Here is a 16,509-nt window from a genome sequence, read left to right as displayed (position 1 = left end):
TGACCTCGTCTTATTTTTTTTCTATTTTTTTAACAATGACATATTGTGCGTATTACTTTTTCAGTATCGTGCACAACCTTTTCTAATGGTTGTTCAATATTGATGTTGTAGACATCTTTTTCATCAGTAGTTGGTTCTTCTAGAGTATCGAATTGGGATTGAAGCATCCCTGTTTTTTGGTAGTGTCCTTTACGTTTAGCTAGTCTTTCAGCGATTACATCGAAACTTCCTTTCAAATAAATAAAATGTACGTTTTTATTCTCACCGCGAATAATATCTCGATATTTTCGTTTTAATGCCGAACAGATAATAATTGAGACATCGTTAACATTACTCATAGCAAATACGGCATTACTGATTAAGCTAAGCCAAGGCATTCTATCTTCATCGTTTAAAGGTGTACCGCTCCGCATTTTTAAAATATTAGCCTTTGGATGTAAAAAATCACCATCTAAAAAAGCAGCATCCAGATTGTAAGCAACTTGTTTGGCAACAGCTGATTTACCACAACCAGATACTCCCATTAATACAAAAACTTGTTTATTTTTTTTAGTCATTATTGATCCTTCGTACATCCAACTAGTTACGGGTAACATTTTGACATGCTGACCTCTATTTGCAATATAAAAAAAGTTTATTTGTGATCTGGATCAGGTTTTACTTTTAATTATTAATAAATAGAAAATTATCTATTAGTTGAGCGTTACTATTGAAAAATAGATTCCGATCACAAAAATATAAAATCTTATTTGCTTTTCATACAAGTTGTTATTGATACCGCTAAACAGATGCAATCTCCCGTGATACTTGCTGCAAAGCCAGCAACTTATAGTTACGCAGGAATACAATATTTAATCAGTATTTGTGAAACAGCAGCAAGCATTCACTATTTTCCTTTTGCGTTACATTTGGAGCATCATAAAAATATCAGTGATATTCAAACAAAAATAGAGGCAGGAATTCGCTCGATTATGATTGATGCCTTGTATCACCCATTTGAAGAAAACATTGACATAGTTAGTAAAATGGTTGTTTTTAGTCATAAATATAATGCCAGTGTTGAAGCCGAATTAGGGCGGCTTGGCGGGCAAGAAGACGATCTTATTGTCGATAACAAAGATAGTGCTTTTACAGATCCCAATGCGGCAAAAGAGTATGTCGAACGTACAGGAATAGATTCACTTGCGGTAGCTAAATTGTGTATCTTAATTTTTACTCCAAATTTTATATTTTTATCTAAAAGGGTTAATACGTCATATTAACACAACAAATTACCTTTTAAATCTATTACTTAATTGAGTAACTCATTCTATTAATGGCATAAAAAAGTTCTTGACTGTTCAAAAAAAATACGTATTTTAATGGTATAGATTACCTTATGATTTATTTTATATAACCAAAATTATAAATATAAAACAAGGATTAAGCTATGGGCATAATAGATCAATTAGCCAGTCATCTTGATTCACTTGCCAGAATCACCCCGTTGAATCGTTATTCGTTTTCGATAGATGGACTTGAGATGACAACCGAAATTTCGGTCTTATCACTCGAAGGCAAAGAGCAGCTAAATCAGCCTTGGCAATATTGCATTGATTTTACCAGCACAAATCGTCAGATATCCATCGATTCAGTACTCAGCCAAACCGCATCACTGACTTTTCATCCCAACCCCTTACCACTTACACTCACCCAAATAAGCTCACTGGATATTGAAGATAAACCCCGCACACTCTATGGGGTGATTACTGAATTTAGTTTTGTCTCAATGAGTGAAGACCAAGCTCACTATCGGGTGGTGTTTGAATCTAAAGTGGCATTGCTAGCTAACCATCATCAAAGTGCTATTTTTCAAAATAGAAGCGTCGTTGAGGTCGTTGAAGAGGTGTTGCGTAATCACGGTTTTATCGGGATTGATTTTCGAATGGAGTTAAATGAAACTTACCCTGCTCGTGAGTTTATTACCCAGTGGCAAGAAAGTGATTTAAGCTTTATTCAGCGTTTATTAGCTGATGTTGGTATCTGGTTTTATTTTGAAACGCATCCAAAACATCGCTGTGATGTCATGGTCATGAGTGATTATGAACAAGGATTAAAAAAGGCGGATAATATTGCAATTAAGCAGCCCAGTGGTTTAAATGATAGTCGCCGTCATAGCGTATGGGATTTGCAGTTTAGCAGTAAAACCAAACCCAATCAGGTACGTATTAATGATTACAACTACCGCACGGCAAATAACAACCTTCACATCACCGACAATAGTCAACAAAAAGATATCACAACCCGAGGCGATGACTATCGTTATGAAGAGCATCATAAAACAGAGGGAGATATTCAAACTGTTGAAAGTGGCAAATGGTATGCCCACATCCGCCATCAACAACATATTACCGAACAATTAACCATTTATGGAAAATGTAATGATTATCAGTTAGTGCCGGGGCAACTTCTTATTATTGATAGCTGCCCAATTAACGATATCAAAGACGGCATTATCATTGTTGCAACCCATAGTCATGGCGACCGAACCGAATCATACCAAACCCACTTTACCGCCATACCGTTTAATGTACTTAAACCTTATCGTCCTGCGCCATTACCGTGGCCACAAGTAAGCGGTACATTACCGGCAAGAGTGACCAGTCCTAATCACGATACCTATGGCTATATTGACCCTCAAGGGCGCTATCGTATTAAGTTTAACTTTGATTTAAAAAACTGGAAAAAAGGCGAAGAAAGTTTATGGGTTAGGCTTGCTAAGCCTTATTCAGGGAATACTTATGGTTTTCATTTTCCCCTTATTGAGGGTACCGAAGTTGCCGTTGCTTTTACGAATGGCAATCCTGATCGTCCCTATATTGCCCATGCAATGCATGACAGTGCCCACCCAGACCATGTTTCGCTCATCAACAAACACCGTAATGTAATTCGAACACCCGCTAATAACAAATTGCGAATGGATGATAAGCGCGGGCAAGAGCATATCAAACTTGCCACCGAATACGGTAAAACACAACTCAATCTAGGGCATTTAGTTGATAATAAAAAAATTAAGCGGGGTGAAGGCTTTGAACTGCGCACCGATGAGTGGGGTGCAATACGAGCGGGTAAAGGAGTTTATGTTACCACCACAGAGCAAGAAAAAGCCGCTGGCCAACAGCTTGAAATGCAAGATTCAATAAAACAAATCGAAAAATCTTTAAATATTTCTTATGCGCTAATTGAGTGTGGAAAATCAAGCGGTGCCGAACCTGCCGAAATCAGCCAACAACAAGCATTGCAATCAGCAACCAATCAATTACAGCAACCAACGGTTGTTATTCATGGTGATCAAGGCATAGCGCAAACTTCATCAAAAAGCATCCAAAGTGCAGCCAGTGAAAATATTATTGTTACTGCTGGTAAAAACGCTAGCGTGAATATTTTCAAAAAGCTATCAATGGCAGCTGGTGAAATGGTCTCTATTTTTGCGCACAAATTGGGGATTAAGCTGATTGCCGCATCGGGCAGGGTTGAAATTCAAGCGCAGTCAGATGAATTAGAACTCACTGCACAAAAAAATATGTTTATAACCAGTAGTGGCGGTAAAGTAACAATCAATGCTCAACAAGAGTTATTACTACTTAGTGGTGGCGCTGGCATTCGTATTAAAAATGGCACGATAGAGTTAATTGCACCAACTAGCATCTTACAAAAAACAGCTTTACTCTCTTATTCTGGTGCCGAAAGTATTAAAGAAGTGACCCCTTCATTTAATAAAGGCGACTTTTCACGTAAGTTTAAATTACATTTCAATGGTTCATCATCGCAAGTATTAAAAAACCATCCTTATCGAATTCATTTTAGCGATGGCAGCACACAAGATGGGATGACTGATGAAAATGGTGAAACACAAATGTTACCAATGACAGAATTAGAACAACTGAAAATAGAAATATTAACCAAGGATTAACCGATGTCTAATACACATACTTCAGATGATAGTATCACCGAGGTTGACGGTGTGATTGGTTTACCCTCAAACTCTACTGATGCCATGCTAACCCAAAATGTTTGCGTGCCTGCGCCATTGCCATGTATTGTGATTTTGATTCATGGCGTGAATGATATTGGCGAAGCGTTTGAAAATCAGGATCAAGCAATTTGTAATGGATTGAATAAACGATTGGGTCGAACGGATTTAACCCCTAATGAATGGCATACCATTCAAACGGATGCTGATAATTTTGCACCAAGAATAGCGATAAAAAAAAGCAACTATTCGCCAATAGTCCCTTTCTTTTGGGGGTATCGACCCGTTGATAAAGAAAAATATCATGAAGAGCAACTTGCTTATGAAAAACGGCTTAAAGATGCCTCGATCACCGATCCTGAATTACCGTATGATAGTTATTGGATAGACAAGGATTTTCAGCTTGATGCTGGCACAGTTGCATTTAATAAACTCAATTGTGATAAGTTTAATAACTGGATTGATTATGGTTATCATCGTAATGGGGGGCCGTTTGCCAATGCAACAACTTGCATACCTGATATGTATGGTCCTGGAATGGCAGGTATACTTGCCGAAGGCGGAAAAATAGCTACCCCACCTGGCTCTAAAAGCTACAATAACCCTCACCGCATCTATTTTGCTTTTGCGGCACACCGCTTAGCCAATTTAATTAAACAAATTAGAAAAGATACTAAAGATCAAGACATTCCCATTAATATTGTGGCACATAGCCAAGGCACAATTATTACCATGTTAGCTACCTTTCTATTAGCGAAAGAAAACGTATTGCCGGCCGATTGTGTCATATTAGCCCACTCACCCTATGCCTTTGAACCAGCAATAGCTGAAGTCTTATCCAAAGATCTACTAATGGGAGTACAAAGTAAAGAGGGGCGTGAAGAAACTTTTATTAATTTTGTTAATGTTATAAAAGAATCGCAAGGATTAAGAAATAAAGAATTTAATCCAGAAATATTAAAGCAAAACGGGGTAATTAGTACCGCGGTAAACCCTGACGAAAAGTATGTGCAAGCAGATGATACCGTAAAACAGTATGATCGCCTTGGGAAAGATGAACAACTGTTTTATCGAAATAACTTTGGCAAGGTATATAACTATTTTAGTCCTAATGATCGCGTTGTTTCATTGTGGAATGTGCAAGGTATGGGCTGGCAAGGCATTCCTGACCATATTATCCATGCATGCCAAGACAATTTAAAACAGCGTATTTTTGCTCAGCATGTGATTGTGGGGAATGACACGCAAAATAAAAAATTTAATATTCCATTGATTAAATTCGAATTAACACAACAACAGTACCCCGATTATATTAGTATGGAGGATTATAATCAGCGTGTAACCTTTATTAATTTTCGAGGTAAAAAAGTGCCTAGCTCGGTAGTATTACTGCCCGAGCAGCTTGAAAAATTAAAACAAGAGCCTTTATTTAAAGAAGTAAAAGGCACATTAGAGCATGGTAATTACTATGATTCGGGTCGAAAAGTTGCCATTTTTTATAAACCGTCGTTGGCAGAAACACAAAAAGATCACCCAGAATGGATTTATAAAAAAACAACATCCAAACAAGTAGAATCAATTTGTCTTGATAAAGAGAAAAAATCATCAAATGGAAAAAGTTCAGGAATAATATTAAGAAAAAACGTACCCGACTCACTTTTGGTGGCAATTAAACAATGTAAACAGTATCAGACAGGTGATGTACAGACCGCGCCTTTTTGGTCGACAGAACGGATCATTAATGGTGAAGAAGTCCCCGAAACCATGATCTATACAGTTGATGACCCAACAGGTAAAACTAAACTGAGTCGAACAGTACATTATAATGATATTTACCATGTTAAGCCTGAACAGTTGGAGGAACTAAAACAACGTACTTATGAAACAAAAATACAGCGACCAAATTATATTCCGCCAATAACAAATCCTTATGACATTATTGGGCAACCATTAATCACAGATGAAATTTTATTACAAAAACTCAATGATGATTTACAACTATCCGATAGGGGTATCAAAGGCTTTCGATATATAGGTAACAGCGATATGGGGAAAGATAAAGATGAAATCAAAGTCTATTATTATTTATCCCAACAACAGTTCCAAGAGGCTATCGGTGATCTTGTTGATAGTGAAGCCGATGTCAGTTCCCATCACTCAGGTATTACTAATAGTAAAGAGGCACCGGCTAAAATTATGGCTTATGATTTAGCCATTGGTATAGTCAAAGATATTACCCCAAAAAAACAGCAAAAACTTTATGAATGGCGAGCATTAGCCGATTGGCGTCATCCCGAAAATACAGATAAAGAAACGACACAATATGTTCGTTATGGTCTGTTGCCGCCAGACTTAAAAAAAGCGATGCATTATCCAGATAAGCATATGCCCATAGGTGATAATTTTGTTGAAAATAGTTTTTATCATGGCAGTATTCGACCTAATCATTCTGCGGTAGTTAGTATTTCTATTGAGGTAAATCGTGGTATAGAACTGTCTAAAGAAAAATATAAAAAATTAAGCAAAGCCGCACAATGGTTAATGCCCGAACCTGATTTAAAGGAGTCCTAAATGCTGGCAATATTCTATTTATTGGTGACGATTAGCCTATTTATATACAGTTTTAACAACCAAAATCGGTTATTACAGAGACTGAGCTACAGTGCCTTTTTAATCTGCTTTTTGGCAATAGTGCCTTTGCCAGGTAAAGATAGAACGGTTTTCGGGTCGCCAACACAAGTGGTCTTTCGCTTTGATAAATACCGCACACTTCAGCTTACAGGTTCAAGGTGTCAGGGGCGGTTATATTATATTGATGAGCAAAAGCAAATCTATTCAGAATTAGCACTCCATTCTGCACGGGTAATCACTGAGCCCTTTTCCCATATGGCTGAAGATTATATTTTTATTCCCGATGAACAATATTCTTCAATAGATTATTCCCGTGATGGTGGACGAACATTTACAACGACGCATATCGAAATTGAATATAATGCAAACTATTATCGTCCTGAACCGGAAACAATTGAAAAAATAATGGTAGTGAATAATCAAATGTTTTTACTAGATAAAAATAAAGGGATCTATCACTCGCCTAAACCATTTGGTACCAGTATTGGTTATGATTTATTAGCAAAATATAATTTAGCTTTATTTGAGGGATATGCGCGTTATATGGGCGCACGTTGGGATAATCCACCACAAGCTATGCCAAGTATGCCAGCTAGCTATCAAGGTTGGGACAGTTGGCAATGCGATCTCAATTTAAAACAAGAGATGATTATCCATAATCGCTACACACCTTTTCATCATTTACAAAAAAGGTTACGCAGTTTAATGGGATTAAATTTTAATGAGGCAGAGCATGACGTATAAATTGAAGGCTTATTTTATTTATTTGGTTTTAATACCCGTACTGATTTGGATTGGTATTTATCTTATTGGTTTTGCTTTACCAGAAGATATTGAAAAAAAGGGGTTAGATATACCTATGCCAGAGCCAAGGGCAGGTTATGAAATTATCTTTCCTTATACCTTTAATACCCATAGCACAATTAGTCATTACCATGTGGCAACCTTTTATTATTTAAGTGAAAAACGGCAAGTGATATACCGTTATGATGAAAATCGCTATTTAGAGCTGCAAGGCGAAAATTGCGAAGGGTTGATTTGGTATCATGATAAGGTAAATAATATCCATACCCGAATCAATACGCCATTTTTTACCTACGATAAACTTCCCAAATTTAACTATTATAATCCCGGTAAAGACTATATTGCCATCCCCGCGAATGATATGTCGTTTGTGATGTTTTCGTTAGATAAAGGTAAAACATTTATTCAAGCTGAAGTGACCAGTTATGCTGCCGTGGCACCAGAGCTAGTGGAACGTTTTATTGGAGTGGATGATAAACCATTAACTTCCACATTTACCGATTTTTCGCGTTCAAACACCTTTACTAATTCAATTACTGTTTCAGGTAATACCGGTTACTTTATTTTAAATAATGGCAATGTGCTCTTTGGTGAAACGGTTTTTTATGATAATGGAATATCGTTGATTGATAAAAAACCTCGCAATCATCATAAGCAAAAATTTCATTCATTGTTTGGCATAGATCCTAGTTTTTTGCTTAAAAAAGATCCGGATATGAGTGGAGTACAATTCGGTAAGTATTGGGAAATTTATTATCAACCCGTTTATTTGGAACGTATTAAATCCGCTAGAAATATCAAGCCCGAACCTTATCAAGGTTGGGACAAAATACGTTGTGAGGTTGGGGCGGAAAGGTAATGATGATGTTAGCAATACTATCGACCCTTATAGGGGGAGCATTATTTATTATTATGCTAATTAAGCAATATCGTGAGCGATGGCAAATGGTGAGTTATCTGTTCTTTATCTTGGGGATATTGGCACTTTCGCCAGTTAATAATATACGAAAGCCTACCATTGTTCCTCCTTCGCAAATTGTGTACCGTTTTGATGAAAACCGTTATATTTTATTGACAGGCTATCGATGTGAAGGGCAAGCTTATTTTATTGATGATAAAGAACAAGTTTATTACCTTTTAGACGCTCATTCTTGGGATCTATATACAGAGCCTTATCGGCATCCAGCAAAAAACTATCTTTCAATCCCATTGTCGGATGTGTCGGCAATATATACTTCCATTGATGGAGGGCGTTCATTTAGAAGTATCCGTTTAGGGGTTGGGCATTATTTAGGTAATCATGATTCACCGCAATACGATGTGGTGAATGATCAGGCTTTTATTTTAGGCAAAGATGGTCAGCTTTATGCATCAGAAGCGCCATTTGGCACCAAAGGTTGGTATATGTTATCGAAAAAAGAACAGCTTGAACAAGAAGCTATTTTAGGCAGAAGCCAAATTATCCCTGAAAGTATTCCCCCAATTCCAAGTGACTATACTGGTTGGGATAAAATGCGCTGCGATTATAATGCCAAAGGAACTCAATTGCCCGATAACCATACCGTGTTAGAGGTCTATCAACACTTGTTAGGCACAGCTAAATAAGGAATTAAGGCATGAAACAGAAAATAACTAAATTGTTGATAATGTTATTTGTTGTACCCGTGTTTTTGGTCGTGATTTTATCGACTTTTGCGCCATTCCCCTCCACCGAGCCAATGCCACTTACGTGGCCTAAACCATTACCCAAAGAAGGTTATCAATTATTCCATAGTATTGCCAGAAATGGTGATTTGCTAGATTATTCCTTTTATTATGTCAGTAAAAAGCGGCAGGTGATTTATCGTTATGACGCTGATCGTTATTTAGAGTTACAAGGCGAAAATTGCAGTGGATTGATTTGGTATCATGATGATAAAAATAATATTCATACCTTAATTACCAAACGATTTTATACAGCTTATCATTTACCGAAATTTAACTACTATAACCCTGGCAAACAGTATATTGCTATTCCCACCAATGATCTGTCCGATTTTGTTTTTTCAGTCGATGGTGGCAGACATTTTATAAAAGCGATGGTTTCCCCAATGGCAGCTGTACCAGGAGAAGAAGTTGATTATTTTATTGGGGTGGATGATTCGCCAATTGAGGATACTTATTATGAACCGGGAAAACCAAATACACCGATTACTATTTCGGGTAATACCGGCTATTTTGTCTTAAAAAATCATGAGGTGATATTTGGGGCTTCTTATAGATATAATCGAATTGATTATGAACATGGATTAAGCAACTATCAAATTTTTTACCCATCAGCGGCATTTTTTGATGAAAGGGTTAGGGATAGCTCTAGATTTGGTGCCTATGATAGCCTTATTGATAATAAAGAATATCAATTACGGGTAAATTCAATAAAAAATCTAAAACCTGAACCTTATCAAGGTTGGGACAAAATACGTTGTGAGGTTGGGGCGGAAAGGTAATGATGATGTTAGCAGTACTATCGACCCTTATAGGGGGAGCATTATTTATTATTATGCTAATTAAGCAATATCGTGAGCGATGGCAAATGGTGAGTTATCTGTTCTTTATCTTGGGAATATTGGCACTTTCGCCAGTTAATAATATACGAAAGCCCACCATTGTTCCTCCCTCGCAAATTGTGTACCGTTTTGATGAAAACCGTTATATTTTATTAACAGGCTATCGATGTGAAGGGCAAGCTTATTTTATTGACGATAAAGAACAAGTTTATTTCAGTATAGCACCTCATTCTTGGCGTATTTACACTGAACCCTATCGGCATCCAGCTAAAAATTATATTTCTATTCCTTATTCTGATCTTGCAGGCTTTGAAACCTCAATTGATGGGGGGCGTTCATTTAGAAGTACCCATTTAGGGGTTGGGCATTATTTAGGTAATCATGATTCACCGCAATACGATGTGGTGAATGATCAGGCTTTTATTTTAGGCAAAGATGGTCAGCTTTATGCATCAGAAGCGCCATTTGGCACCAAAGGTTGGAGTATGTTATCGAAAAAAAAACAGCTTGAACAAAAAGCAATTTTAGGCAGAAGCCAAATTATCCCTGAAAGTATTCCCCCAATTCCAAGTGACTATACTGGTTGGGATAAAATGCGCTGTGATTATAATGCCAAAGGAACTAAATTGCCCGATAACCATACCGTGTTAGAGGTCTATCAACACTTGTTAGGCACAGCTAAATAAGGAATTAAGGCATGAAACAGAAAATAACTAAATTGTTGATAATGTTATTTGTTGTACCCGTGTTTTTGGTCGTGATTTTATCGACTTTTGCGCCATTCCCCTCCACCGAGCCAATGCCACTTATGCGGCCTAAACCCTTACCTAAAGAAGGCTATCAACTCTTTTATTATGTAACCAATAATGGATTTGTTGTTAAAAATTCCTTTTATTATGTCAGTAAAAAGCGGCAGGTGATTTATCGTTATGACGCTGATCGTTATTTAGAGTTACAAGGCGAAAATTGCAGTGGATTGATTTGGTATCATGATGATAAAAATAATATTCATACCTTAATTACCAAACGATTTTATACAGCTTATCATTTACCGAAATTTAACTACTATAACCCTGGCAAACAGTATATTGCTATTCCCACCAATGATCTGTCCGATTTTGTTTTTTCAGTCGATGGTGGCAGACATTTTATAAAAGCGATGGTTTCCCCAATGGCAGCTGTACCAGGAGAAGAAGTTGATTATTTTATTGGGGTGGATGATTCGCCTATTCAGGAATTTTATACTTGGCTTGGGAAAAAAAATACGCCGATTACTATTTCGGGTAATACCGGCTATTTTGTTTTAAAAAATCATGAGGTGATATTTGGCGCATCTTATGAATATGATGATTTTGATTATGAACATGGGTTAAGAAATTTTCAGATTTTTTACCCATCATCGGCGTTTTCTGATAAAAGAGTTAGAGATGGCTCTAGATTTGGAGCCTATGATAGCCTTATTGATAATAAAGAATATCAATTACGGGTAAATTCAATAAAAAATCTAAAACCTGAACCTTATCAAGGTTGGGACAAAATACGTTGTGAGGTTGGGGCGGAAAGGTAAAAATATTTTAGGCTAATTTTAGGAATGACTTTATGAAAGGTGTAATTCGATTAGGCGATCCGCATACCCATGGAGGATGTGTGATAAGTGCATCTGGTGCTATTTTTGACGGTAAGCCAGTTGCATTAGTTGGCGATCAGGTATCGTGTCCGATAAAGGGGCATGGTGTAAATAATATTGTTGACGGGCATCCGACTTGGAAAATGTATAATCGATCTGTTGCCATTAATGGTTGTAAAGCCGCTTGCGGCTGTGAGCTTATTTCAACATTATCTGTTGTAGGGAGTGAAGCATGAAATGGAGAGTACCTAACATACCAGAAAAAGCACTACCTAAGAATTTTTCTATCTGGGTTTATTTATTGGTTTTTGTGTTGAGCGCCATTTTTTTTGAATTTATAGTGTTACTCATTAATGAAAATAGTGTGCTATCTAATTTATTATTAGGGGGCTTTTATCTTGTTATCGTACCGCTATTTTTTAGTTTATCTATAACGGGGTTTATTTATAGTTATTACCATTCACAATTAATTGAAGCTCTATTTTTTAATCTAAATATTAAAAATAAACTAGCAAGATGGCAGATATGGGCAAGAAAATCAATTGGGTTAGTTGATTATTGTTATTTAACAGAAATCGATAATCTTGCTTTAAAAGTTATGGGGCTAGAAGGCAGTCAACCAATGAATCCCGATAAAGTAATGCCGATTTCAGTTATACATGAAATGAGCAGCTCACCACTATTTTATGTGTTTGAAAAAATTATTATGCCAATGAAAGCTAAAATTAATAGCTTGTCAAAAATCAAAGTGCTATTAAATATGACTCAAAGTTCAGAGGCTGCGGTTATGATTTTAGCTAATTATTGTCGTTCAAATCATATTAATATTAACGAGTCTGATATTGTGTTATCCGATTGCATACCTTCGCCTGAAATCATCCATGAATGGATAGATACAAAATATGATGAATCTATTTTAATGATTAATTTGGTATACGATGTTAAGAACCAATTATCTTTTAGTGAATATTGCTGTGCATTATTATTTTCTAATGTTAAAAAAGCATTAAATCTATCCAAATTAAGAGTGTTTCGACCTCTTAAAACTGAACTTACTGATTTAAGTGATGATATTGGTTATTTAATTAAAGCCGAGCAGGTTGAAAAGAAACGAGTTAATCAATTATGGACGACATCTTTATCTTCTTCTGCATTAAATATTTTAAAGGAGACATTTTTTGATATTAATGGCGAAATTATAATTGCGCCAAATAAAGTTTATCCATTAGATCTTAATTTAGGTAAATTAAGCGAAAGCCATGCATGGCTAGCATTAGCACTGGCTGCTGATGGGGTAAATCAGGGACAAAAGGGGCAAATGATTGCTGCGCAAGGAAGTAATGAAATTTATATTATGCAATTATCGGATAGAACCATCCAACGTATCGAAGAAAATGATGAATTATTGATTTTCCCAACGGTTTATTTTTTTAGTCTTGTTTTTTGCCTGTATTCTATTGTTGCTTTATTGGCTGTTAATTATATTGAATTAAAGGAAATATTATCAATAATTGTTTTGAGTACTTTTTTATCGGTGATTGCAGTTTGTATTCCGCTTTATTTTAAACTACAGCGTTATCAAGAAGAGTTTGATGAAATTTGGTTTGAATCGTTTAGATGATAACTTAAAGGTAGTTTTTATAGGGGAAGTGATTTGAGTTATTGTGTGAATAGTATTTTATTGTGCACGGTTATCTAAATTTTGTGATTGGAAAAGTTGCTTTAGTGAGCATCAGCTTTATAAAGTTATTGTTGTGATACTCCAAAACAAAAGGAGGTATCAATAATAAATTTCACCCTAGGTGAAAATTCACCTAGGGGGGTAAAAAAGATGTGATGTTGTATCAAATTTTTACTTAAACGTAGGTGTTACCTGAAAGTTTTTGACAAAAATTAGTTCTTTTCTGTCTTTTTTGCTCGCTCAACAAATATCATCACGACAAAAGCAATAATCGTTAAATAGATGATGAAAGCCCCATAAGTTGCTAACATATCAATCAGTGAACGCCCTCGCATGGCAAAATCGCGGAAAAATTTAAATAACCAAACTAATGGGAAAGCATGGCTGACATAGTAAGTCCAAATTGGCATTATTCCCACAGCCATTGTTGAACCGCCCATGATAAACCCGGGTGGTACTAAGAAAATCATTCGACCAGCGCCTTCTCCTGGGTTGTTAGTTTTCCAAGACAGTAACAATCCTAGCCAACCAAATGCTAATCCTGTCATAAATATGCTCGGTACAAAAGCAAAATAGTTACCGTCAAAACGCAGTTGTCCAAATATAACAAGTATGGCTGTGATAAGCGTTAATGCTGTTGTAAAAAATAGTGCATAAGGGATTGTTTTTGCTAATAAAGGTAAGAGTCCTCTTTCTATTGTTTGTTCCCACATGCCAGTTACTTTCAAGCGGCCAATAATCATTAATGAGGTTAGGCCGTAAGTCAGTGACGAGAAAAAGTAGACAAAATATATAATCGTCGATATGGTGGACGAGCTTGCTGGATTAAACATATATCGTGTTTTAAGTTGCATTGGTGATAAAGTTGCTTCAATGCCTTCTTTACCAAGTCCTAATGCTGCAACTTTACCAACACTAAGTTCAGCCCCCAATTCTGGAATATATTCATTAAGGCTTTGTAGTACTTTGGCATTTTGTGCATCGTTTGTATCATCAGCAAAATAGCCTAGGCGTACGGTTTGATCGCCTTTTTTTAAGCTTTTTTCTAGACCTTTAGGAATATATAAAACACCTAAATTACGGTCGTGTGAAACCAATGTTATTGGATTTACTGGCGATCTTATTACTTCTGTCACTTCAATATAAGGCGATGTATTGACTTTGCTAATTAATTCAGTCGAATAATGAGAACCATCAAGATCAATAACCGCAATTTTTCCTTCAAACACAGCTCCATGACTTAATACAATTGAAAAAACAAGCGAAACAATAGCAGCTAAGCCAAGCGAAACTTTATAATAAGGTATAAAATGGCCAGACAACATGGCGTCAAGCTCTTCAAGCATGGATTTAATGATGTTTTGCATCATTTTTCAACCTCAAGTGTCATTCCAGTTAATAGTTTAGGAATTGATTCTATGTAAATTCTAACTTGATAAGAGGTTAAATCAGCTTGACCTCGTTCTCGTGTCATGCGTAAATCAGCAAATGATGGCGCAGCGGTGGCAAAGCGAACTTTTCCTTTTACTTCTTTGTTAAGTGCAATTACATTTGCTGTAACCGTTGTGCCTGGTTGATAATCATTAACCATTTTTTCATTCACATAAATGTCGATATATTTACGATCGGTTTCTAATAAGACTGCTGGCGCACCGTTTGGTACCATTTCACCATCTTCAAACATAAGTTTTAATACTTTTCCATCTTCGGGTGCTCTTAATGTTAGTCGATCATAATTAAGCTGTAGTTGTTTTAATTCAGCTTCGCCTTGCGCGAGTTGTGATTGAAGCTGTGTTAATTGATTTTGGCGGTTTTGCAGTTTTTGTCGTGCAATTAAGATTGATTGTATTGTCATTCCTGTTGCATTTTTTGTTTGTTCAAATTGGCTAATTTGTTCAGGCGTCGCACCAATCATTAAGGTAGAAAGTTGGCTTTCAATTTGAATAACTTGCATTTTTGCATTAATAAAAACATTACGAGCATTATCAAGTTGTGACTGCGAGTTTCCCCCCGATTTACGTAATTGGGTTTGGCGATCAAATTCAGTATTAGCTAGGTATCGAGCCGATTTCGCTGCTTCTAAATTGGCTTGCACTTCTTCTATTTTTCGCCAAGTTGATAATTCTGAAAGGTTGGTTTCACTTTCAGTGATTTCAATATTTTTTTGTTCTTGGTTTACTGCCGCCTTTTGGCTATCAACTAAAGCTTGTAGTCGATCGATAGCTAGTTTGGTATCGATATCTTCTAATTGCATTAAAGGATCACCTTTTTTTACTATTTGTGATTCTTCTACAAATCGCTTGGTGACTTTTCCGCCGACATTTTGAAAGGCAATATTAATCTCATCGGCAGTTAATACACCAGATTTGATGCTTTTGGCAACCGAGACCGCATCATTTCTTGAACCTAAAAAGATTAAAAATGAGCCAAAGATTAGCAGGAGTAAAAAGATAACAGGAATTTTGACATTTTTTTTCATATATAGCTTATTTTCCATTTATTTAGTCAGCTAACTATTTAAGTGAAATGAAGAACTTTAATGATTAAAGTCCGTTATTTTCGTAATAATTTACGTAACATCAATATTAAAGACTCTTGTTCTTGCGAATTGAGTACTTGTGCAAAAGCGCGAATTGATTTTAGGTGATTGGGTAATGCATTTTGAATCAGCTTTTCGCCTGTATGTGTTAAAGTGATTAATCGAGAACGACCATCATCACCACTTTTTGACATCGAGATTAAAGGCTCTGGCGCTGCCAGCATTCGTTTAACCATTACTGATACTGTCGCAGGTGTGACACCAATGCGCAAAGCAAGATCACTGGCACAGGTTTCACCTTCTGAAAACAATGACATCAATAAGGCAAACTTACCTTCAGAAACGCCGTAATCTTTATCTAATTGCGCATAGATATTAGCACGAATTAGATCGGCCGTTGTTATTAAGCTCAAAACCAGATCAACACCAGAAACATCAACGATGTCATCGTTAAATCTTTGCGCTCGAGCTAAGGTTTCACGTGAAGGCAGCTTTCTTGAATTGTAATTCAATTTTTATTACTCAATTTATTTAGTCGGCTAATTATACTGGTTTAGTTAAAATTGGCAATTATTTTAAGTGCGTTTTAGCAAGTTGATATTTAAATACTACTAAAGTAGTAATTCTTGAGGGTAATTATATTCTATGTACAGTTTCATACAATGTTAT

Annotated in this window: 14 protein-coding genes and 1 pseudogene; 11 read left to right on the top strand and 4 right to left on the bottom strand. The window is 36.2% G+C overall.

Annotated features, from left to right (window positions below; all coding sequences use genetic code 11):
• Window positions 1-29: 29 nt before the first annotated feature.
• Window positions 30-557 (bottom strand): gluconokinase, encoded by a 528-nt coding sequence (gene gntK / locus ACGH6Q_RS00505; protein ID WP_065589962.1) that lies wholly within the window; start codon window positions 555-557, stop codon window positions 30-32.
• 201 nt (window positions 558-758) lie between these two features.
• Here gntK and ACGH6Q_RS00500 point away from each other — a divergent pair.
• From ACGH6Q_RS00500 to ACGH6Q_RS00450, 11 genes and pseudogenes are all read left to right on the top strand, one after another.
• A pseudogene (locus tag ACGH6Q_RS00500) lies at window positions 759-1,193 on the top strand (class II fructose-bisphosphate aldolase); the annotation flags it as partial.
• 236 nt (window positions 1,194-1,429) lie between these two features.
• Window positions 1,430-3,952, top strand: coding sequence for a type VI secretion system Vgr family protein (locus ACGH6Q_RS00495; RefSeq protein ID WP_411591420.1), 2,523 nt, complete (start codon window positions 1,430-1,432; stop codon window positions 3,950-3,952).
• Between the two features lie 3 nt (window positions 3,953-3,955).
• Window positions 3,956-6,583, top strand: a complete 2,628-nt coding sequence (locus ACGH6Q_RS00490; RefSeq protein ID WP_411591418.1) for a DUF3274 domain-containing protein — start codon at window positions 3,956-3,958, stop codon at window positions 6,581-6,583.
• Complete coding sequence (locus tag ACGH6Q_RS00485) at window positions 6,584-7,387, top strand: hypothetical protein (protein WP_411591417.1); 804 nt, start codon at window positions 6,584-6,586, stop codon at window positions 7,385-7,387.
• A complete protein-coding gene (locus tag ACGH6Q_RS00480) occupies window positions 7,377-8,306 on the top strand; it encodes a hypothetical protein (RefSeq protein WP_411591415.1) in 930 nt (309 codons plus the stop codon). The genes ACGH6Q_RS00485 and ACGH6Q_RS00480 overlap by 11 nt, the downstream gene beginning before the upstream one ends.
• Entirely contained in the window at window positions 8,306-9,052 is a 747-nt protein-coding gene (locus ACGH6Q_RS00475; RefSeq protein ID WP_411591413.1) for a hypothetical protein, read from the top strand. Before ACGH6Q_RS00480 ends, ACGH6Q_RS00475 begins: the two co-directional genes overlap by 1 nt.
• An 11-nt stretch (window positions 9,053-9,063) precedes the next feature.
• Window positions 9,064-9,933 (top strand): hypothetical protein, encoded by an 870-nt coding sequence (locus ACGH6Q_RS00470; RefSeq protein ID WP_411591412.1) that lies wholly within the window; start codon window positions 9,064-9,066, stop codon window positions 9,931-9,933.
• The gene (locus ACGH6Q_RS00465; RefSeq protein WP_411591410.1) at window positions 9,933-10,679 is read left to right on the top strand and encodes a hypothetical protein; all 747 of its coding nucleotides are present in this window, start codon (window positions 9,933-9,935) and stop codon (window positions 10,677-10,679) included. Before ACGH6Q_RS00470 ends, ACGH6Q_RS00465 begins: the two co-directional genes overlap by 1 nt.
• Before the next feature lie 11 nt (window positions 10,680-10,690).
• Window positions 10,691-11,560, top strand: coding sequence for a hypothetical protein (locus ACGH6Q_RS00460; RefSeq protein WP_065640652.1), 870 nt, complete (start codon window positions 10,691-10,693; stop codon window positions 11,558-11,560).
• A 32-nt stretch (window positions 11,561-11,592) separates the two neighbouring features.
• Window positions 11,593-11,856 (top strand): PAAR domain-containing protein, encoded by a 264-nt coding sequence (locus ACGH6Q_RS00455; RefSeq protein WP_065589662.1) that lies wholly within the window; start codon window positions 11,593-11,595, stop codon window positions 11,854-11,856.
• Complete coding sequence (locus ACGH6Q_RS00450; RefSeq protein WP_065589661.1) at window positions 11,853-13,241, top strand: hypothetical protein; 1,389 nt, start codon at window positions 11,853-11,855, stop codon at window positions 13,239-13,241. Before ACGH6Q_RS00455 ends, ACGH6Q_RS00450 begins: the two co-directional genes overlap by 4 nt.
• Before the next feature lie 272 nt (window positions 13,242-13,513).
• Here the strand turns inward: ACGH6Q_RS00450 and ACGH6Q_RS00445 are convergent, their stop codons facing one another.
• The 3 genes from ACGH6Q_RS00445 to ACGH6Q_RS00435 form a co-directional block, all read right to left on the bottom strand.
• The gene (locus ACGH6Q_RS00445) at window positions 13,514-14,671 is read right to left on the bottom strand and encodes an ABC transporter permease (protein WP_218055832.1); all 1,158 of its coding nucleotides are present in this window, start codon (window positions 14,669-14,671) and stop codon (window positions 13,514-13,516) included.
• Window positions 14,668-15,780 (bottom strand): HlyD family secretion protein, encoded by a 1,113-nt coding sequence (locus ACGH6Q_RS00440; RefSeq protein ID WP_081296749.1) that lies wholly within the window; start codon window positions 15,778-15,780, stop codon window positions 14,668-14,670. The genes ACGH6Q_RS00445 and ACGH6Q_RS00440 overlap by 4 nt, the downstream gene beginning before the upstream one ends.
• Before the next feature lie 74 nt (window positions 15,781-15,854).
• Window positions 15,855-16,352, bottom strand: coding sequence for a MarR family winged helix-turn-helix transcriptional regulator (locus ACGH6Q_RS00435; RefSeq protein ID WP_085164529.1), 498 nt, complete (start codon window positions 16,350-16,352; stop codon window positions 15,855-15,857).
• Window positions 16,353-16,509: the final 157 nt, after the last annotated feature.

This window comes from Gilliamella sp. BG2, assembly GCF_046635645.1.
GTDB lineage: Bacteria > Pseudomonadota > Gammaproteobacteria > Enterobacterales > Orbaceae > Gilliamella > Gilliamella bombi.
This window is presented reverse-complemented; position numbering and strand designations above follow the sequence as displayed.